Annotated in this window: 18 protein-coding genes; 14 read left to right on the forward strand and 4 right to left on the reverse strand. The window is 61.6% G+C overall.

Annotated features, from left to right (window positions below; all coding sequences use genetic code 11):
* Nucleotides 1-18 precede the first annotated feature (18 nt).
* Complete coding sequence (locus tag HDC32_RS30935) at nucleotides 19-1,011, forward strand: helix-turn-helix domain-containing protein (RefSeq protein WP_131700230.1); 993 nt, start codon at nucleotides 19-21, stop codon at nucleotides 1,009-1,011.
* Between the two features lie 30 nt (nucleotides 1,012-1,041).
* Here HDC32_RS30935 and HDC32_RS30940 read toward each other — a convergent pair whose 3' ends face one another.
* Entirely contained in the window at nucleotides 1,042-1,917 is an 876-nt protein-coding gene (locus tag HDC32_RS30940; RefSeq protein ID WP_131700231.1) for a LysR family transcriptional regulator, read from the reverse strand.
* A gap of 114 nt (nucleotides 1,918-2,031) precedes the next feature.
* Here HDC32_RS30940 and HDC32_RS30945 point away from each other — a divergent pair, with 114 nt between their 5' ends.
* Genes HDC32_RS30945 through catA form a run of 3 tightly spaced genes read left to right on the forward strand, consistent with a single transcriptional unit; the run spans nucleotide 2,032 to nucleotide 4,432 of the window.
* Nucleotides 2,032-3,159: a muconate cycloisomerase family protein gene (locus HDC32_RS30945; RefSeq protein ID WP_184746616.1), complete on the forward strand. Its 1,128-nt coding sequence runs from the start codon at nucleotides 2,032-2,034 to the stop codon at nucleotides 3,157-3,159.
* Nucleotides 3,160-3,170: 11 nt separating this feature from the next.
* Entirely contained in the window at nucleotides 3,171-3,461 is a 291-nt protein-coding gene (catC, locus tag HDC32_RS30950) for a muconolactone Delta-isomerase (RefSeq protein WP_131700233.1), read from the forward strand.
* Between the two features lie 41 nt (nucleotides 3,462-3,502).
* A complete protein-coding gene (catA, locus tag HDC32_RS30955) occupies nucleotides 3,503-4,432 on the forward strand; it encodes a catechol 1,2-dioxygenase (RefSeq protein WP_167656693.1) in 930 nt (309 codons plus the stop codon).
* Nucleotides 4,433-4,511: 79 nt separating this feature from the next.
* On the opposite strand, the gene HDC32_RS30960 is transcribed toward catA, so the two are convergent.
* Nucleotides 4,512-4,985: an Lrp/AsnC family transcriptional regulator gene (locus tag HDC32_RS30960; protein WP_003176072.1), complete on the reverse strand. Its 474-nt coding sequence runs from the start codon at nucleotides 4,983-4,985 to the stop codon at nucleotides 4,512-4,514.
* A gap of 144 nt (nucleotides 4,986-5,129) precedes the next feature.
* Between HDC32_RS30960 and kynU the strand changes: the two genes are divergently transcribed.
* A complete protein-coding gene (gene kynU / locus HDC32_RS30965; RefSeq protein ID WP_184746618.1) occupies nucleotides 5,130-6,380 on the forward strand; it encodes a kynureninase in 1,251 nt (416 codons plus the stop codon).
* Nucleotides 6,381-6,544: 164 nt separating this feature from the next.
* Nucleotides 6,545-7,951 carry an amino acid permease gene (locus tag HDC32_RS30970; protein ID WP_167656691.1) on the forward strand — a complete coding sequence of 469 codons (1,407 nt, stop codon included), beginning with the start codon at nucleotides 6,545-6,547 and terminating at the stop codon, nucleotides 7,949-7,951.
* On the opposite strand, the gene HDC32_RS30975 is transcribed toward HDC32_RS30970, so the two are convergent.
* Entirely contained in the window at nucleotides 7,897-8,793 is an 897-nt protein-coding gene (locus HDC32_RS30975; RefSeq protein ID WP_184746620.1) for a LysR substrate-binding domain-containing protein, read from the reverse strand. The genes HDC32_RS30970 and HDC32_RS30975 overlap by 55 nt on opposite strands.
* A 110-nt stretch (nucleotides 8,794-8,903) precedes the next feature.
* Here HDC32_RS30975 and HDC32_RS30980 point away from each other — a divergent pair, with 110 nt between their 5' ends.
* The 4 genes from HDC32_RS30980 to HDC32_RS30995 all read left to right on the forward strand — a co-directional run bounded on the left by HDC32_RS30980 (nucleotide 8,904) and on the right by HDC32_RS30995 (nucleotide 13,264).
* Nucleotides 8,904-9,668 carry a sulfite exporter TauE/SafE family protein gene (locus HDC32_RS30980; protein WP_184746622.1) on the forward strand — a complete coding sequence of 255 codons (765 nt, stop codon included), beginning with the start codon at nucleotides 8,904-8,906 and terminating at the stop codon, nucleotides 9,666-9,668.
* A gap of 46 nt (nucleotides 9,669-9,714) precedes the next feature.
* Nucleotides 9,715-10,611: a LysR family transcriptional regulator gene (locus HDC32_RS30985; RefSeq protein ID WP_167656689.1), complete on the forward strand. Its 897-nt coding sequence runs from the start codon at nucleotides 9,715-9,717 to the stop codon at nucleotides 10,609-10,611.
* Between the two features lie 103 nt (nucleotides 10,612-10,714).
* Nucleotides 10,715-11,608: an NAD-dependent epimerase/dehydratase family protein gene (locus tag HDC32_RS30990; RefSeq protein WP_184746625.1), complete on the forward strand. Its 894-nt coding sequence runs from the start codon at nucleotides 10,715-10,717 to the stop codon at nucleotides 11,606-11,608.
* 210 nt (nucleotides 11,609-11,818) lie between these two features.
* Complete coding sequence (locus HDC32_RS30995) at nucleotides 11,819-13,264, forward strand: SulP family inorganic anion transporter (RefSeq protein WP_145338515.1); 1,446 nt, start codon at nucleotides 11,819-11,821, stop codon at nucleotides 13,262-13,264.
* 3 nt (nucleotides 13,265-13,267) lie between these two features.
* Here HDC32_RS30995 and HDC32_RS31000 read toward each other — a convergent pair whose 3' ends face one another.
* Entirely contained in the window at nucleotides 13,268-13,648 is a 381-nt protein-coding gene (locus HDC32_RS31000; RefSeq protein WP_184746627.1) for a lysozyme inhibitor LprI family protein, read from the reverse strand.
* 247 nt (nucleotides 13,649-13,895) lie between these two features.
* Here HDC32_RS31000 and HDC32_RS31005 point away from each other — a divergent pair, with 247 nt between their 5' ends.
* From HDC32_RS31005 to HDC32_RS31020, 4 genes are read left to right on the forward strand one after another with little or no spacing between them, the layout of a single operon-like run.
* Nucleotides 13,896-15,245, forward strand: a complete 1,350-nt coding sequence (locus HDC32_RS31005) for a gluconate:H+ symporter (RefSeq protein WP_256243895.1) — start codon at nucleotides 13,896-13,898, stop codon at nucleotides 15,243-15,245.
* A gap of 12 nt (nucleotides 15,246-15,257) precedes the next feature.
* Nucleotides 15,258-16,118 (forward strand): MurR/RpiR family transcriptional regulator, encoded by an 861-nt coding sequence (locus HDC32_RS31010; protein ID WP_065925967.1) that lies wholly within the window; start codon nucleotides 15,258-15,260, stop codon nucleotides 16,116-16,118.
* 1 nt (nucleotide 16,119) lies between these two features.
* Nucleotides 16,120-17,583 carry an N-acyl-D-amino-acid deacylase family protein gene (locus HDC32_RS31015; RefSeq protein ID WP_131700243.1) on the forward strand — a complete coding sequence of 488 codons (1,464 nt, stop codon included), beginning with the start codon at nucleotides 16,120-16,122 and terminating at the stop codon, nucleotides 17,581-17,583.
* A 29-nt stretch (nucleotides 17,584-17,612) separates the two neighbouring features.
* On the forward strand, nucleotides 17,613-17,981 hold the full coding sequence (locus HDC32_RS31020; protein WP_131700244.1) for a glyoxalase superfamily protein: 369 nt from the start codon (nucleotides 17,613-17,615) through the stop codon (nucleotides 17,979-17,981).
* Nucleotides 17,982-18,348 lie beyond the last annotated feature (367 nt).

An 18,348-nucleotide genomic window follows, 5' to 3' on the forward strand; every position in this document is an offset into this window, starting at 1 on the left:
CGCCGTGGGTGCACCCTGATGAGTAGCCAGACACGCGATATTCATATTCAACGCTTCGACCTCGAAGGCGCCCGCAGCTGGATGTCCGGCATTTGCGGGCCCCATCGCCTGGCGACGGCCACGCCCGAGCGCCTGCGCTTTCATCACAGTGCCAACGTGTTCAAGTCCCGCGCCACCACCCTGGGGGTGATCGAATACGGCACCGACGTGACCATCGATATCGAAGACGCCGAGCACTTCAGCAGCTACAGCGTGAGCCTGCCGCTGGTGGGCGAACAGGCGTTGAGCAAGAACGGTGAGTGCCTGGGTTCCAACCGCGATCAGGGCGTGATCATCGCGCCCAACGAGCACCAGGTGCTGGCGATTTCCGGTGACTGCCGCAAGTTGCAGGTGGTGATCACCCGGGCGGCGATGAGCGAATCGCTGGAAGGCTTGCTGCAACGGCCTATCGAAGCGCCGCTGCAATTTGAACCGGTGATGGATGCGGTGGAGGGCGCTTCGGCGTCGTGGTGGCGCATGGCGCGTTATTTCATCGCCGAGCTGGAAGGCAGCAGTGAGTTGTATGAGCAGGCGGCGTTTACCCGTGACCTGGAAAGCTCGCTGATCAAGGGCCTGATCCTCGCCCAGCCGAACAACTACTCGGAAGAACTGCGTGACGTGCTGGGGGTGAAACTGCCCCATTACCTGATCCGTGCGCGCCAATACATTCACGCCAACGCCCGCGAGGCGCTGCACCTCGAAGACCTGGAAGCCGCTGCCGGCGTGTCGCGGTTCAAGCTGTTCGATGCGTTTCGCAAGTACTTCGCCCTGTCGCCCATGGCCTACCTGAAGAAGCATCGGCTGAATGCAGTGCGCCAGGAAATCCTTGAGCACGGTTCAATCCGCACCATCTCCGAGATCGCCCTGGGCTGGGGCTTTACCCACCTGGGGCGGTTCTCGGCGGAGTATCGAAAACTGTTCGATGAGTCCCCCAGCCAGACGTTGCAGCGCAAGCGTATGCGCAGTACTTGAACCTGATGAAGATCAACATGTGGGAGGGTTTCAGATCAGTTCTTCAACCAACTGCAGGCAATGACTAAGCCCTGGCGACTGATCATTCACCCGTCGGCTCAGAATGATCGGCGAGGTCGCCGTCGCTTCTACAACCGGCGTGTAGCCAATATCCGCGCGATGCAGCACCTGCACCGATGCCGGCACCAGCGTCACGCCCATGCCCGCACCGACCAGGCCGATGGCGGTCTGCAATTCGTTGGTCCACTGCGCCACCTTGAGGCTCAGGCCGTGGGCGTCGAACAGCGCGATCACATGGTCGGCATAGCTGGGGCGCGGGTTGCCGGGGTAGAGCACAAACGGCTCGGCGGCCAGTTGGGCGAGGGTCGCGGGGGCGCCCAACAAGGGGTGGCCGGCGGGCAGCACGGCGACCAACCGATCCTCCACCAGCACGCGCTGGACGATGGCCGGGTCGTCGATACGAATGCGCCCGAAACCCACATCGATACGCCCGGCCTTGAGCGCCTCGACCTGCTGCAAGGTGGTCATTTCCGACAACCCCAACTCCAGCTCCAACGCCTCATGGTTGCGCAGCCGCCGAATCAATTCCGGCAGCACGCCATACAAGGTCGATGGGGCAAACCCGATGCCCAGCCAGGTCTTCTCGCCCTGGCCGATGCGTCGCGTGTTGTCGCAGACTTTGTTCAACTGCTCGAGCAATACATTGGCGTGTTCATAGAAAAACCGCCCGGCCTCGGTCAGCCGCAGCGGTCGGCCACGCTCCAGCAGAATCACACCCAATTCCTCTTCCAATTGCTGGATCTGCCGGCTCAACGGCGGCTGGGCGATGTGCAGGCGTTCGGCGGCACGGGTGAAGTTGAGGGTCTGCCCCAACACCTGGAAGTAGCGCAGATGACGCAGTTCCATAACGGCTCCTTTCATACCTTGAGGGTATTGCTTGAGACTAATTCTATATTGGAAGCCAGGAAAAATGCGGAACAGAATCGACGTAAATCTATAAATAACCCAACGGGTATTGCCATGCCGATTCGCGCCATCGAGTCGATCGAGACCATTATCGTCGACCTTCCCACCCTTCGCCCGCACAAACTGGCGATGCACACCATGCAAAACCAGACCCTGGTGATCATCCGCGTGCGCTGCGCCGACGGCATCGAAGGCATCGGTGAATCCACCACCATCGGTGGCCTGAGCTACGGTAACGAGAGCCCCGACAGCATCAAGGTCAACATCGACCGTCACTTCGCGCCACTGCTGATCGGCCAGGACGCCAGCAATATCAACGCTGCCATGTTGCGCCTGGAGCGCAGCATTCGCGGCAACACCTTTGCCAAATCCGGTATCGAAAGCGCCTTGCTCGACGCCCACGGCAAGCGCCTGAACCTGCCCGTCAGCGAACTGCTCGGTGGGCGTGTGCGCGATGCGTTGCCGGTGGCCTGGACACTCGCCAGCGGCAATACCGCCCAGGACATTGCCGAGGCCGAAAAGATGCTCGACCTGCGCCGCCACCGCATCTTCAAGTTGAAGATCGGTGCCGGTGAAGTTGGCCATGACCTAGCCCATGTCATCGCGATCAAAAAGGCCCTGGGCGAGCGTGCCAGCGTGCGCGTCGACGTCAACCAGGCCTGGGACGAGGCCGTGGCCCTGCGTGCGTGCAAGGTGCTCGGCGACAACGGCATCGACCTGATCGAGCAGCCGATCTCGCGCAATAACCGTGGGGGCATGGCCCGGCTCAACCTGTCGAGCCCGGCGCCGATCATGGCTGACGAATCCATCGAGTGTGTCGAAGATGCCTTCAACCTGGCCCGTGAAGGCGCGGCCTCGGTGTTCGCCCTGAAGATCGCCAAGAACGGCGGCCCCCGCGCGGTATTGCGCACCGCTGCGATTGCCGAGGCAGCCGGTATCGGCCTGTACGGCGGCACGATGCTGGAAGGGGGGATCGGCACCCTGGCGTCGGCGCATGCCTTCCTTACGGTGGACAAACTGGCGTGGGGCACCGAGTTGTTCGGCCCGCTGTTGCTGACCGAAGACATCCTTACCGAGCCGCCGCTGTACCGCGACTTCCAGCTGCATGTCTCCCATTTGCCGGGCCTGGGCCTGGCCATCGATGAAGAGCGTCTGGCGTTCTTCCGTCGTGACAAACACTAAGAGGCGCCGCCATGTTGTTCCACGTAAAAATGACCGTGAACCTGCCCGTCGACATGAACCCCGAGCGCGCCGCCAGCCTCAAGGCCGACGAAAAAGCCCTGGCTCGACGTTTACAAGAGCAAGGCAAATGGCGCCACTTGTGGCGCATCGCCGGGCTCTACGCCAACTACAGCGTATTCGACGTCGACAGTGTGCAAGAACTGCATGACCTGCTGATGCAACTGCCGCTTTACCCCTACATGGCCATCGAAGTGAACGCCTTGTGCCGGCACCCTTCGTCGATCCATGCGGACGACCGCTAGGCCGGTTTTCACCCTGATAACTACAAGATGAGGAATGCACCATGTCCATCCGACTGTCCCAGACTGCCCATGCCCAACAGTTTCTCGAAGAAGCCAGCGGCAACCTCACTGACGGCGGCAACCCGCGCACCAAGGCGCTGATCTACCGGATCCTGCGCGATACGGTAAACATTATCGAAGACCTGGAAGTGACCCCGGAAGAGTTCTGGAAGGCGGTCAACTACCTCAATGAATTGGGCAAAAACCAGGAGGCCGGACTGCTCGCCGCCGGGCTCGGTCTGGAGCATTACCTGGACATGCTGATGGACGCCGCCGATGAGGAAGCCGGCAAATCCGGCGGTACCCCGCGCACCATCGAAGGCCCGCTGTATGTGGCCGGCGCGCCGCTGTCGAAGTACGAGGCGCGGCTGGACGATGGCAAGGACGAGGCGGTGCCGCTGTTTATGCGCGGGCAAGTGCGCGACACCGAGGGCAAGCCGTTGGCGGGGGCGATTGTCGATGTGTGGCAGGCCAATACCGGTGGCACCTATTCGTGGTTCGACCCGACGCAATCCGAATTCAACCTGCGCCGCCGCATCGAGACCGACGCCCAGGGCAACTACCGCTTTCGCAGCATCGTGCCCTCGGGCTATGGCTGCCCGCCGACCGGGCCGACCCAGCAGTTGCTCGATCAACTGGGGCGTCACGGCCAGCGGCCGGCGCATATCCACTTCTTCATCTCGGCGCCGGGGTACCGGCACCTGACCACGCAGATCAACCTGTCGGATGACCCGTACCTGCATGATGATTTTGCCTACGCGACGCGGGATGAGTTGATTGCCGAGATTCGCTTCAGCGACGATCCGCAACTGGCGCGGGAGTTTGGCGTGGAAGGGCGGTTTGCGCAGATTGATTTTGACTTTGAGTTGCAGGCCGCGGCAGCGCCGGTAGAGCAAAAACGCATGCAGCGGGTTCGTGCGTTGGAGGATTGATCAACACGGTCAAAAATGTGGGAGGGGGCAAGTCGAATCGTCGCACCGCCCCTCCCACATTCGAGCGATGGTGCTGCTCCTATTTGCGAACAACCAGATCAAGCACCTCATCCCGATCCTTGATCTTCTGCAACACAATTTCCGAGCGGATATCCATCACCCCCGCCGTGCGGTTCAGGTGGTTCACGATAAAGTCCGAAAAGTGCTTGAGGTTGCGCGCCTGCACGCGCAGTACATAATTGCTGGCGCCGGTGATCACGTAGGCGCTGGCCACTTCCGGCCAGCCCTGCACCTTCTTGATAAACGTCTCATGCCAATCCTCCACATCCTGGCGCAATGACAGGTGGACGATGGCCTCCAGTTCAATCCCCAGTTGCTCGGCATTCAACACCGCGCGGTAGCCGCTGATAATCCCTTCGCTTTCCAGCAGGCGTAAACGGCGCAGGCAGGCAGAGGGCGACAACGCGACTTTTTCCGCCAGTTCCTGATTGCTGATACGGCCATCCTGTTGCAGGAAATGCAGGAGGCGAAGGTCGGTGGCGTCGAGAATCATGATTAGAATAAATCCGCGTATTTTCGGTTATTAGTCGAATTTCCTACAGCTTAATTAGCCTGTTACCCACCACTTTGCACGAAAATTCTCTAAATCTTCGTTCATTATTTGCTGCATCCTCACTTATAAAAACCAGGACACCCCATGACCCCTCGCAGCCATTGCCAAGCCCTTGACACCCAGGACCCGCTGGCGCCGCTACGTCACCAGTTCGCCTTGCCCCAGGACGTTATCTACCTGGACGGCAACTCCCTCGGCGCGCGTCCAGTGGCGGCGCTGGAGCGGGCGCAGGCGGTCATCGTGCAAGAGTGGGGCAATGGCTTGATCCGCAGTTGGAACAGCGCCGGCTGGGCCGACTTGTCCCAGTGCCTGGGCAACCGCCTGGCACCGCTGATTGGTGCGCGCGACGGTGAGGTGGTGATCACCGACACCACCTCGATCAACCTGTTCAAGGTGCTCAGTGCCGCCTTGAGCGTGCAGCGCCAACGGGAGCCTGCGCGCAAGGTGATCGTCAGCGAAGCGAGCAACTTCCCCACCGATTTGTACATCGCCCAAGGCCTCGCCGAGTTGCTGCAACAGGGCTATTCCCTGCGCCTGGTCAACAGCCCGGATGAACTGCCCGAGGCCATCGACGGGGATGTGGCGGTGGTGATGCTTACCCACGTCAACTACAAGACCGGCTACATGTACGACATGCAGGCGCTCACTGCCTTGAGCCATGAATGCGGCGCGCTGAGCATCTGGGACCTGGCGCATTCGGCGGGCGCGGTGCCGATCGACCTGCACGGGGCCGGTGCCGACTATGCGATTGGCTGCACCTACAAATACCTCAATGGCGGCCCGGGCTCCCAGGCGTTCGTATGGGTCAGCCCGACCCTGGTGGACCTGGTGCACCAGCCGCTGTCGGGCTGGTTCGGGCATACCCGGCAGTTCGCCATGGAATCCAGCTACGCGCCGAGCGCCGGCATCGCCCGCTACCTGTGCGGCACCCAGCCGATCACTTCGCTGGCGATGGTGGAATGCGGCCTGGAGATTTTTGAACAGACCGATATGGCCCGCCTGCGCAGCAAATCCCTGGCGTTGACCGACCTGTTTATCGAGCTGGTCGAAAGCCGCTGCGCCGCCCATAACCTCGTGCTGATCACTCCGCGTGAGCACGCCCGGCGTGGCAGCCATGTGAGTTTCGAACACCCTGAGGGATATGCGGTGATCCAGGCCCTGATCGCCCGGGGTGTGATCGGTGATTACCGCGAGCCGCGCATCATGCGCTTTGGGTTTACGCCGCTGTACACGAGCTTTACCGAGGTGTGGGATGCGGTGGAAATCCTCGGTGAGATTCTCGATAACAACACTTGGGACCAGCCGCAATTCAAGGTCCGCCAGAGCGTCACCTGAAGATAACGCAGATCAAAATGTGGGAGGGGGCTTGCCCCCGATAACAGTGTGTCAGTCGCCGGATTTGCAGGTTGATACACCGCCATCGGGGGCAAGCCCCCTCCCACAGGGGACCTGTGACAACCGTTAGATAGTGCAACCACAATAATAAAGGGGCACACCACGTGACCACGCCAGACAACGGCTTTGCCGATATCACCCACCGCGAACTGGGCCTGAGGCGCCAGCTCACTTCCGGCCAGATGAGCATGATCGCTATCGGTGGCGCCATCGGCACCGGGCTGTTCATGGGCAGCGCCTATGCCATCGGCTATGCCGGGCCCAGCGTGCTGGTGAGCTACGCGATCGGCGCGTTGATCACCTTGTTGCTGATGGGCTGCCTGGCGGAGATGACGGTGGCCCACTCCACCTCGGGTTCTTTTGGCGCCTATGCCGAGTTCTACATCAGCCCGCTGGCCGGGTTCCTGGTGCGTTATGCCTACTGGGCGGCGATTGTGCTGGCGGTGGGCGCCGAGGTCACGGCGGTGGCGATGTACATGAAGTACTGGTTCGCCAACGTGCCGGAGTGGGTATGGATCGTATCGTTTTCCAGCGTGCTCATCCTGCTCAACGCCATCAGCGTCAAGACGTTCGGCCACTTCGAATACTGGTTTTCGACGATCAAGATCAGCGCCATCGTCGGCTTCATCATCCTTGCGGTGTACGTGGTGTTCGGCTCCGGCAATCCGGACTATGGCGTGCAGCACTACACGGCCCACGATGGCTTCTTCCCCCATGGCCTGAGCGGCATGTGGATAGCGGTGATCGTGTCGATCTTCAGCTACTTGAGCGTCGAGATGATCGCCGTGGCTGCCGGTGAAGCGGCGGACCCGGAGCAGGCCGTGAAGAAAGCCTTTCGCGCGACCATCGTGCGGCTGGTGGTGTTTTACCTGCTGACCCTGGCGCTGATGCTCGCCATCGTGCCGTGGAACCAGGCCGGCCAGACCCAGAGCCCGTTCGTCACGGTGATGCAGACCATCGGCATTCCCGGCGCCACCGGGGTGATGAATTTCGTGATCCTGATCGCGGCGTTGTCGGCGATGAACAGCCAGCTCTACATCACCACGCGCATGATGTTCAGTCTGTCCCGCGCTGGCTTTGCGCCCAAGTCCATGGGCGCGTTGAGCAAGAGCGGCATTCCGCTGAATGCCTTGCTGTTGTCCAGCTCGGGCATCGCCCTGGCGACGCTGTTGAACGTGGTGTACCCGCAAAGCTCGTTCACCCTGATGATGGCGATCTCGATGTTTGGCGCGATCTTCACCTGGTTCATGATCTTCCTCACGCACCTGTTCTTCCGGCGCTATCGCAAGCGTCATGGCGGCGCGAAGCTGTCGTTCCAGTTGCGCCTGTTTCCCTACAGCACGTTACTGGGCCTGGTACTGATGGGGGCGGTGATGATCACCACGTACTTCACCGAGGCGTTCAAGATGACCCTGGTGTTTGGCGTGCCGTTCCTGCTGATCCTGTCGGCGGTGTATTACGGGTTTTTCCGCAAGGGTAGGGCCAAGGCGTCGAACAAGGCCCTGGCGTAACCCGGCAAGTGTTCGAACGAGCGCGCGCATAACAGCAGCGTTCGCCGAGCCCACTCTTCCTGCAACGGTTGGGCGGTGAAGGGATGTGGCGCTGGCCAGCGCGCCAACGCCGCCTGGGGCACGATGCCCAGGCCGGCGCCGCGGGCGACCATGCGCATCAGCCCGTCAAAACCCTCGGCGCGGATGCGCGTCTGCACACGAAAGCCCGCGTGCAGTGCCTGTTCTTCCAGGTACACCGAGAGTGCGCTGGCGGCGCTCAAGCCCACGAAGTCGAATTGCAGGCTGTCGACAAAACTCACCTTGCCGCCTGCCAGGGGATGGTCGCGCGGCATGATCAGCACCAGTGGGTCGTCGCGAAACGGCAGGGTCTGCAAGCCGTGGGTGTCCACGGCGTCGGAGATGATCCCCAGCTCCGCCGTACCCTGGCGCAAGGCCTGGGTAATGCGCAGGCTGGGCAATTCCTGCAGGTCGATATCGAGGTTGGGGTGTTCGCGCAGAAAGTCCGCAAGCAGTTCCGGCAGGTATTCGCTGAGTGCGGTGGTATTGCACAGCAGGCGCACCTGGCCTTTGACGCCGTTGGCGTATTCCGCGAGGTCCTGTTGCAGGTGATCGGCTTGTTGCAACAACAGGCGAGCGTGACGGGCCAAGGCCTTTCCCGCCGGTGTGGGGGTGACGCCTCGACGCCCTCTGTCGAGAAACTCGATGCCCAACGAGGCTTCCATCGCCCGGATGCGTGCACTGGCGGCGGCCAGGGATAAATGGCTGCGGGCCGCGCCGGCGGTGATATTGCCGGTGTCGAGGATGTGCAGGTAGAGGCGCAGGTCGATCAGGTCAAAGTGCATGGCTGGTTGCTCGGGTGACTGGACTGGCATCGTCAGCCTCACGCAAAACAAGAGGCTGCCTCAGTATATGGCGAATTTTCGGGCGCATCGAAAAGTCGCACACTCGGCCCATGAACACCTTCCTCGCGTTTTACCAAAACCTCGGCCCCGCCCTTACCTTGCTGGTGATCGGCACCTTCCTGCTGGCCGGTACGGTCAAGGGCGTCATCGGCCTGGGCCTGCCCACCGTAGCCATGGGCATGCTCGGCCTGGCTATGCTGCCGGCGCAGGCTGCGGCGTTGCTGATCATTCCTTCGACGGTCACCAACCTGTGGCAATTGGCATTCGGCGGGCACCTGAGTGCTTTGCTCAAGCGGCTATGGCCGATGTTGCTGCTGATTTTCCTCGGCACCGGGCTGGGCACGTTGTGGCTGGGGATGGACGGCGGGCAATGGGTGGTGCGCGCACTGGGCGCGGCGTTGCTGGTGTATGCACTGAGCGGACTGTTCCTGCCCACGTTCAAGGTCAAGGCTCAAACCGAGCGCTGGCTGGGCCCGTTGTGCGGGCTGATCACCGGCATCATCACCTCGGCCACCGGTGTGTTTGTGATTCCGGCCGTGCCGTACCTGCAGGCGCTGGGTTTGAACCGCGATCAACTGGTGCAGGCGTTGGGGCTGTCGTTCACCGTGTCGACCCTGGCGCTGGCCGCCGGTTTGGCCTGGCGCGGCACGTTGGGCGGTGGCGAAATCAATGCATCGTTGCTGGCGCTGGTGCCGTCGCTGCTGGGCATGTGGCTCGGCCAGGTGGTGCGCCAGCGCATCAGTGCGGTGCTGTTCAAGCGGGTGTTTTTTATCGGCATGGCGCTGCTGGGCGGGCATTTGTTGATCAGTGGTTGAGGGCGCTGCGGTGTAAGCTGCTGTGAACCGATAACGAGGACCGCCCGTGAAAGCCCGATCCGATGAGCTACAGATTTTCGTCAGCGTGATTGAGTGCGGCTCGATTTCCGCTGCCGCGGAGCAGGTCGGGCAGACGCCGTCGGCGGTCAGTCGCACCCTGTCGCGCCTGGAAGCCAAGCTTGAAACCACACTGATCAACCGCACCACGCGGCGCATGGACCTGACCGAGGAGGGCAAGTACTTCTTCGAGCAGGCCAAGCTGATCCTGGCGCAGATGGACGCGCTGGAAGAGCGCCTGTCGTCACGCCAGAAAAACCCCGCCGGGCGGCTGCGCATCAATGCCGCCGTGCCGTTCATGCTGCATGGGATCGTGCCCTATATCGCAGAATTCCGCCGTTTGTACCCGCAGATTCAGCTGGAGTTGAACAGCGATGACCTGATCATCGACCTGCTGGAGCAGAGCACCGATATTGCGATTCGCATCGGTGCCCTGGCCGACTCCACCCTGCATGCGCGCTCCCTCGGCTGGTCGCCGCTGCATATCCTCGCCAGCCCCGACTACCTCAAGCAGTACGGCACGCCGACGACGGTCGCCGAGTTGGCTGACCACACCTTGCTGGGCTTTACCCAGACCGAAACCCTCAACCATTGGCCGCTGCGCCATGTGGAAGGCGACCGCTGGCTGATCCAGCCCAGCGTGGCCGCGTCCAGTGGTGAAACCCTGCGCCAGTTGGCGTTGGAAGGGCAGGGCATTTGCTGCCTGTCGAACTTCATGACCTCCGAAGACATCAATGCCGGACGCCTGGTGCCGGTGCTGGAGGCGTTCAACAGTGGGTATCGCCAACCCATCCATGCGGTGTTCTACCGCAACTCGCAATTGGCGCTGCGCATCCAGTGCTTCCTGGACTTTATCCAGGCCAAGCTGGCGCGGTATGCCTGCTGATTCGTGACCGTCACGCAAGAGTGAATTGGGCGGTACGGGCTTATTCGTCAGGGATGAGTCCGTAACAATGGACCCATCACTTACCCCGTCAGGAGCACTCTCCATGAACGTATTCATTACCGGCGCAGCCGGTTTTATCGGCGGTTCCATCGCCACTGGCCTGGTCAAGGCCGGTCACACCGTTACTGGCCTGGTACGCAGCGCAGAGCAAGCGGCTGAAATGACTGCCCTGGGCATCAACCCGGTGATCGGCACCCTCGACGATGTTGCTGTGTTGACCGAGCAAGCGCAGAAAGCCGATGCGGTGATCAATGCCGCGAGCAGCGACCATCGCGCTGCGGTGGAAACCCTGCTGGCCGCGCTGAAAGGCTCGAACAAGCCATTCCTGCACACCAGCGGTTCGAGCATCGTGGGGGATGCCTCGGGCGGTAAGGCCAGCGATGTCATCTACTTCGAAGACAGCTTGCCGGAGCCGACCGTCGACAAGGCTGCCCGCGTGGCCATCGACAACCTGATCCTGGCAGCGGCCAAAGACGGGGTGAATTCGGCGGTGATCTGCAACACCCTGATCTACGGCCACAGTCTTGGCGTGAAGCGCGACAGCGTGCAACTGCCGCGCTTGCTCAAGCAGGCACGCAAGAGCGGTGTGGTGCGCCATGTCGGCACCGGGCAGAACATCTGGTCCAACGTGCACATTGACGACGTGGTGGCGCTGTACCTGCTGGCACTGACCAGGAACGTGCCGGGCACTTTCTACTTTGTGGAAAGCGGCGAGGCCTCGTTTATCGACATGACCACGGCTATCGCCCACGCCCTGAACCTGGGCCAGCCACAGGATTGGCCATTGGCCGAGGCTGAAGCCGAGTGGGGCTATGAAATGGCCAACTATGGCCTGGGCTCCAACAGCCGCGTGCGCGGCAAGCATGCCCGCGAGTTGCTGGGCTGGGTGCCGAAGCGTACGTCGGTGGTGGAGTGGATTCGCGACGAGATGGTGTGATGTTCGCTTGAAACCCAGGTGCTGCTATCGGGAGCAAGCCCCCTCCCACATTTGACTGAGTTCCAACGCTGGAATGCAGTCAAGTGTGGGAGGGGCGGTGGGACGATTCGACTTGCCCCCGATTGGGGCCACTCGATCTTTCAGACTGGCCCCACCGGGCTCAATTCCGTACCATTCCCCGCCTTATCCCCCGCAATGCCCTGGTACCTCATGAACCTCACCCGCCTACGCGCCGATGCCTTGGCCGGCCTCACCACGTCCTTTGCGCTGCTGCCCGAATGCATCGCCTTTGCCCTGGTGGCTCACCTCAACCCGCTGATGGGGCTCTACGGCGCCTTTATCATTTGCACCCTTACCGCCTTGTTCGGCGGCCGGCCCGGCATGGTGTCCGGGGCGGCAGGCTCGATGGCGGTGGTGATCGTCGCGCTGGTGGTGCAGCACGGCGTGGAATACCTGCTCGCCACGGTGCTGCTGGGCGGGCTGATCATGGTCGCGTTCGGCCTGTTGCGCCTGGGCAAGCTGGTGCGCATGGTGCCGCACCCGGTGATGCTGGGGTTCGTCAACGGCCTGGCGATCATCATTGCCCTGGCCCAGTTGGAGCATTTCAAGAGCGGTGAAAGCTGGCTCAGTGGTACGCCGTTGTACGTGATGACCGGCCTGGTGCTGGTGACCATGGCCATCGTCTACCTGCTGCCGCGCATCACCCGTGCGGTGCCGCCGGCCCTGGTGGCGATCCTTGGCGTGGGCCTGGCCGTGTACCTGCTCGGCCTGCCGACCCGTACCCTCGGCGACATGGCCCACATCGCCGGCGGCCTGCCGACCTTCGCGCTGCCGCAGATCCCCTGGACCCTGGAAACCCTCGGCATCATCGCCCCCTATGCATTCCTGATGGCCATGGTAGGCCTGCTGGAAACCCTGCTGACCCTGAACCTCACCGACGAAATCACCGAGACCCGTGGCTACCCCGACCGCGAGAGCGTGGCCTTGGGCGCGGCGAATATGCTCTCGGGCCTGTTCGGCGGCATGGGCGGTTGCGCAATGATCGGGCAAACCGTGATCAACCTCAGCTCCGGCGGGCGCGGGCGTTTCTCCGGGGTGTTCGCCGGGGTGATGATCCTGCTGTTTATTCTGTTTCTGTCACCGCTGATCGAGCGGATCCCGCTGGCGGCGCTGGTCGGGGTGATGTTTGTGGTGTCGCAGCAGACCTTCGCCTGGGCGTCCCTGCGGGTGATCAACAAGGTGCCGCTCAATGATGTGCTGGTGATTATCGCGGTGACCGTGATCACGGTGTTCACCGACCTGGCCACCGCCGTGCTGTGCGGCATCGTGATCGCAGCACTGAACTTTGCCTGGCAACAGGCCCGTGAGCTGTATGCCGATGAGCATCTGGAAGCGGATGGCAGCAAGCTCTATCGCCTGCACGGCACCTTGTTTTTTGCCTCGACTACGCCGTTCCTGAACCAGTTCGATCCGGCCAACGACCCCGCCCAGGTGACGTTGGATTGCCGTCACCTGAGCTTTGTCGACTACTCGGCGATTGCCGCGCTGATGACCCTGCGCGAGCGCTACAGCAAAGCTGGCAAGCATCTGCGGGTGCTGCATTTGTCTGAGCGCTGCAAGCAGTTGCTCAAGCGTGCCAAGGTTCACCACGACTGATTTTTACGGCCCGACCAGGTCTTCCAATTCCTGGGCGCGGGTCTGTGTCATGTCCAACACGCAGCCGGTGCCGTTGACCTGGTCGATGGTGCCGCCGGTGGCGGAGCCGGCGAAGGCGCAATTGGCGTCACGGTATTTGATCCACAGGCGCTGCAGGTCCTGCAGTTGCTGTTTGCGTGTGCCTTCCTGGGCGGCGAGGGCGGTTTTGTAGGCTTTGTTCAAGCGCGCGTCTTGCCCCTTGGTTTCCTTGACGTTGCAACTGACCATGTCGGCAGTGGTATTGGCGCCGTCCATGCATTTTTTCAGGGCCGGGTTGTCGGCGGCGGCGGCAGTGCCGCACATGGCGAGAAGCAAGGCGCCGGCGGCGAGTGTCGTGCGAGTCATAGTCGATTTTCCTGGCATCAGTGGGTGTGCATTCTATGACTCAAGCTTATTCGTCGAGTTTCCAGCCTTCTCTGATCTTGATGTAAGAACATCCCTCGAATTTTCATACACGGCCCTTGGGCTTATCCCAACGCGACAGCGCTTATCCGTAAGCGAAAGTTACTTTCATACAGTTTGAAAATACGCCTCGGTAATGATTTATGAGTTTCACAACCCATTCGACGTGACCCTTTCCGAGGAGTACCGCATGGCCGCATCACCGGGCTTCGGGCTGTTGGCATACGCTGCCATCGCCATCATTGCTTTGATCGTGCTGATCGCACGTTACCGGCTCAACCCGTTTATCGTCATCACCCTGGTGTCCATCGGCCTGGCGCTGATGGCCGGGATGCCGGCAGACACCATCATGGGTTCCTACGAGGCCGGCGTCGGCAAAACCCTGGGGCATATCGCCCTGGTGGTGGCGCTGGGCACCATGCTCGGCAAGATGATGGCCGAGTCCGGTGGCGCCGAGCAGGTGGCCCGCACGCTGATCAACCGTTTCGGCGAACGTAATGCCCATTGGGCCATGGTATGCATCGCGTTCCTGGTGGGGCTGCCGCTGTTTTTCGAGGTGGGCTTTGTGCTGCTGGTGCCGATCGCTTTTACCGTGGCGCGGCGCGTGGGGGTGTCGATCCTGATGGTCGGCCTGCCGATGGTCGCCGGCCTGTCGGTGGTGCATGCGTTGGTGCCGCCGCACCCAGCGGCGATGATGGCCGTGCTGGCGTATAACGCGTCGGTGGGGCAGACCGTGCTCTATGCGATTCTCATCGGTATTCCGACGGCGATCATTGCCGGCCCGCTGTACGCCAAATTCATCGTGCCGCGTATTCACCTGCCGGCGGAAAACCCGCTGGAACGCCAGTTTATCGAGCGTGAACCTCGCGAGCGTTTGCCGAGCTTTGCCCTGACCATGGGCACTATCCTGTTGCCGGTGGTGTTGATGATGATCGGTGGCTGGGCCAACGTGATTTCCACCCCGGGTACGGGCTTCAACCAGTTCCTGCTGTTTATCGGTAACTCGGTGATCGCGCTGCTGGTGGCGACCCTGGTGAGTTTCTGGACCCTGGGCCTGGCGCAGGGCTTCAACCGCGAGTCGATCCTCAGGTTCACCAATGAATGCCTGGCGCCGACCGCGAGCATCACCTTGCTGGTGGGCGCGGGTGGCGGTTTGAACCGGATATTGGTGGACGCTGGCGTTACCAACGAAATTCTAGGCCTGGCGCATGCCTTCCACCTGTCACCGCTGGTGATGGGCTGGCTGTTCGCTGCGTTGATGCGGATTGCGACGGGCTCAGCCACGGTGGCCATGACTACGGCTTCGGGCGTGGTGGCCCCGGTCGCCCTGGGCCTGGGTTATCCACACCCGGAATTGCTGGTGCTGGCCACTGGCGCGGGTTCGGTGATCTTTTCCCACGTTAACGACGGCGGCTTCTGGCTGATCAAGGAATACTTCAATATGACGGTGATCCAGACCTTCAAGACCTGGACCGTATTGGAGACGCTGATCTCTGTGGTTGCCTTCGGTCTGACTTACGGCCTGTCCTGTATTTTGTAACCCGGAGCCCCCATGGACATCCTCTACCAGATCCGCGCCCGCCAGGATTCCTTCAGCGCCGGCGAAGGGCGTATCGCCAGGCTGATGCTGGAGGATGTGGGCTTTGCCGCCTCGGCCAGCCTGGAAGAGCTGTCCCAACGGGCCGAGGTCAGTACCGCCACCTTGTCGCGCTTTGCCCGCAGTGTCGGTTGCCGGGACTTGCGCGATCTGCGCCTGCAACTGGCCCAGGCCAGCGGCGTCGGCAGCCGCTTCCTGGACCCGGCGGGGTTGCCTGAACAGTCGGCGTTTCATCGGCAGATTCTCGGCGACATCGAAGCGACGTTGCGCCAGCACTTGTCCGGTTTCAACCAGGCCAGTTTTGTCGATGCGGTCAACCTGCTGGGTAAGGCGCGGATGATCCACGCGTTTGGCATGGGCGGGCCATCGAGCTTGTGCAGCGATGAACTGCAGGTGCGCCTGGTACGCCTGGGCTATCCGATTGCCGCCAGCCACGACCCGGTGATGATGCGCGTCACAGCTGCAACCCTGGGGCCGGAACACGCGCTGATCGTCTGCTCGCTCACCGGCCTTACCCCCGAGTTGCTCGATGTGGTGGCGCTGGCACGCAACTACGACGCGCGCATCGTCGCCATCACTCTTGCCGACTCACCCCTGGCGCAGTTGGCGGATGTGTTGCTGCCGCTGCAACCGGCGGAAACCAGTTTTATCTACAAACCCACGGCGGCGCGTTACGGCATGCTGCTGGCCATCGACCTGCTCGCCACCGAACTGGCGCTGGCCCTGCCCGACGACAACCAGGAACGCCTGCGCCGGATCAAGCTGGCCCTCGACGATTATCGCGGCGGCCCTGACAGCCTGCCGCTTGGAGATTGATATGACGTACGACACGCTGATTCGCCAGGCGCTGATCATCGATGGCAGCAACACCCCGGGTTATGTCGCCGATGTGGGGCTGCGTGACGGGCGCATCGAGACGATCGGCGACTTGTCGACGGCGGCGGCCGTGCATGAAATCGATGCGACAGGCCGTGTGCTGGCGCCGGGCTTTATCGACGTGCACACCCACGACGACACGGTGGTCATCCGCCAGCCGCAGATGCTGCCCAAGCTCAGCCAGGGTGTGACCACGGTGATTGTCGGCAACTGTGGCATCAGCGCCTCACCGGTGAGTTTACGCAGCGATCCGCCCGACCCGATGAACTTGTTGGGCAGCGCTGCGGCGTTTGTTTATCCCCGTTTCAGCGACTATCGCAGCGCCGTTGAACGTGCTCATCCAGCGGTCAATGTCGCAGCATTGATCGGCCACACGGCGCTGCGCAGTAACCACATGGACGATCTGCATCGCACCGCCACACCGGATGAAATCGTCGCCATGCGTGTGCAGTTGCACGAGAGTCTTGAGGCCGGCGCCCTCGGTTTATCCACAGGCCTGGCCTACGCCAGCGCGTTCAATGCCGAGACCGATGAGGTGCTGCAACTGAGTGAAGAACTCACGGCCTTCGGTGCGGTGTACACCACCCATTTGCGCAGCGAATTCGAACCGGTGCTGGAGGCGATGGACGAGGCTTTTCTGATCGGCCGGCACTCACAGGTACCGGTGATTATTTCCCACCTCAAATGTGCGGGAGCGGGGAACTGGGGGCGTAGTCCGCAGCTGTTGGCAGCGTTGGAATCGGCGGCGAAAACCCGCCCGGTGGGGTGTGATTGTTATCCCTATGCGGCCAGTTCTTCTACCCTGGACCTCAAGCAGGTGACCGACGCGTTTCGTATCACGATCACCTGGTCGACGCCGCACCCTGAAGTGGGGGGGCGCGACTTGCAGGACATCGCTGGCGAATGGGACGTCTCCCTGATGGACGCCGCCCGTCGTCTGCAACCTGCGGGGGCGGTGTACTACGGGATGGATGAAGCGGATGTGCGACGTATCCTCGCGCATCCGTTGTCGATGGTGGGGTCGGATGGCTTGCCTGAAGATCCGTTTCCGCATCCTCGCTTATGGGGCGCGTTCCCACGGGTGCTGGGGCATTTCAGCCGGGATGTCGGCTTGTTCCCGTTGCACACCGCCGTGCACAAGATGACCGGCTTGTCGGCAGCGCGTTTTGGGTTATCCGAGCGGGGCGAAATTCGCGAAGGGCACTGGGCCGACCTGGTGTTGTTCGACCCTGTGCGGGTGCGCGATGTGGCGGACTTCAATGAACCACAGCGGGCAGCGCAAGGCATTGATGGCGTGTGGGTCAACGGCGTGTTGAGCTACAGCGATGGCCAGGCGAACGGTCAGCGACCGGGGCGGTTCCTGGCGCGCAGTGGGGATTTGCGTGGTGGGTTTTCGACTCTATAGTGGGCGCTTTCATACACGGAGCGATTGCCATGCACTTAGGAAAAGTCACCCCCATCCTGCGGATTTTCGATGAGGCCAAGGCGCTGGAATTCTACGTCGACTTCCTGGGCTTCAAGGTCGATTGGCAGCACCGCTTCGAGGCGAATTATCCACTGTATCTGCAGGTGTCGCTGGGCGATTGCGTGCTGCACCTGTCCGAGCATCATGGCGACGCCTCTCCGGGCACGGCGGTGCGGATCCAGGCGCAAGGGGTGGATGCGTACCAGCAGCAGTTGCTGGGCAAGGATTACCGTTACGCCAAGCCTGGGGTTGAGGAAACGCCTTGGGGATCGCGGGAGATGAGCATCAAGGATCCGTTTGGGAATCGCGTGGTGTTTGTTGAGGAAGGCGAGGGCTGAGCGGCAAATCGCAGGCAATAAAAAACCGCCTTGGTAGGCGGTTTTTTTTTGCAACCCCAGTTAGTGGCTGGGGTTGCATTCTTACAGGAAGCGCTGACCCGCCTAAGGGATACTAATGCCGGTTATCGTCTCGCGCAAGGCTTGACGAGGGGCGTTGCTTTTTATCTGTCGACTTTATTTCTATTTAGAGTTGGTGGCAAAAATTTGCAACATATCAGTTGATCTTTCCAGCAGGTTTATCGTCGCCTGTCACACCTTTGATTCGGATGTTGATTAGTATCACCCCCGTTCCAAGTATGTCGTTTTGTAGGTGGCTGGGTATGCGCGCGGAATTATGGACCGAACGCCACGGGCTAGTAATCCGTGC

The organism is Pseudomonas sp. JAI120, from assembly GCF_014207255.1.
Lineage (GTDB): Bacteria > Pseudomonadota > Gammaproteobacteria > Pseudomonadales > Pseudomonadaceae > Aquipseudomonas.

Coding starts and splice junctions, on each gene's coding strand:
- HDC32_RS30995 (WP_145338515.1), top strand. CDS start 11,819: ATGAACCTCACCCGCCTACGCGCCGATGCCTTGGCCGGCCTCACCACG.
- HDC32_RS31015 (WP_131700243.1), top strand. CDS start 16,120: ATGACGTACGACACGCTGATTCGCCAGGCGCTGATCATCGATGGCAGC.
- kynU (WP_184746618.1), top strand. CDS start 5,130: ATGACCCCTCGCAGCCATTGCCAAGCCCTTGACACCCAGGACCCGCTG.
- HDC32_RS30945 (WP_184746616.1), top strand. CDS start 2,032: ATGCCGATTCGCGCCATCGAGTCGATCGAGACCATTATCGTCGACCTT.
- HDC32_RS31010 (WP_065925967.1), top strand. CDS start 15,258: ATGGACATCCTCTACCAGATCCGCGCCCGCCAGGATTCCTTCAGCGCC.
- HDC32_RS30975 (WP_184746620.1), bottom strand. CDS start 8,793: ATGCACTTTGACCTGATCGACCTGCGCCTCTACCTGCACATCCTCGAC.
- catC (WP_131700233.1), top strand. CDS start 3,171: ATGTTGTTCCACGTAAAAATGACCGTGAACCTGCCCGTCGACATGAAC.
- HDC32_RS31020 (WP_131700244.1), top strand. CDS start 17,613: ATGCACTTAGGAAAAGTCACCCCCATCCTGCGGATTTTCGATGAGGCC.
- HDC32_RS30935 (WP_131700230.1), top strand. CDS start 19: ATGAGTAGCCAGACACGCGATATTCATATTCAACGCTTCGACCTCGAA.
- HDC32_RS31005 (WP_256243895.1), top strand. CDS start 13,896: ATGGCCGCATCACCGGGCTTCGGGCTGTTGGCATACGCTGCCATCGCC.
- HDC32_RS31000 (WP_184746627.1), bottom strand. CDS start 13,648: ATGACTCGCACGACACTCGCCGCCGGCGCCTTGCTTCTCGCCATGTGC.
- HDC32_RS30960 (WP_003176072.1), bottom strand. CDS start 4,985: ATGATTCTCGACGCCACCGACCTTCGCCTCCTGCATTTCCTGCAACAG.
- catA (WP_167656693.1), top strand. CDS start 3,503: ATGTCCATCCGACTGTCCCAGACTGCCCATGCCCAACAGTTTCTCGAA.
- HDC32_RS30990 (WP_184746625.1), top strand. CDS start 10,715: ATGAACGTATTCATTACCGGCGCAGCCGGTTTTATCGGCGGTTCCATC.
- HDC32_RS30980 (WP_184746622.1), top strand. CDS start 8,904: ATGAACACCTTCCTCGCGTTTTACCAAAACCTCGGCCCCGCCCTTACC.
- HDC32_RS30940 (WP_131700231.1), bottom strand. CDS start 1,917: ATGGAACTGCGTCATCTGCGCTACTTCCAGGTGTTGGGGCAGACCCTC.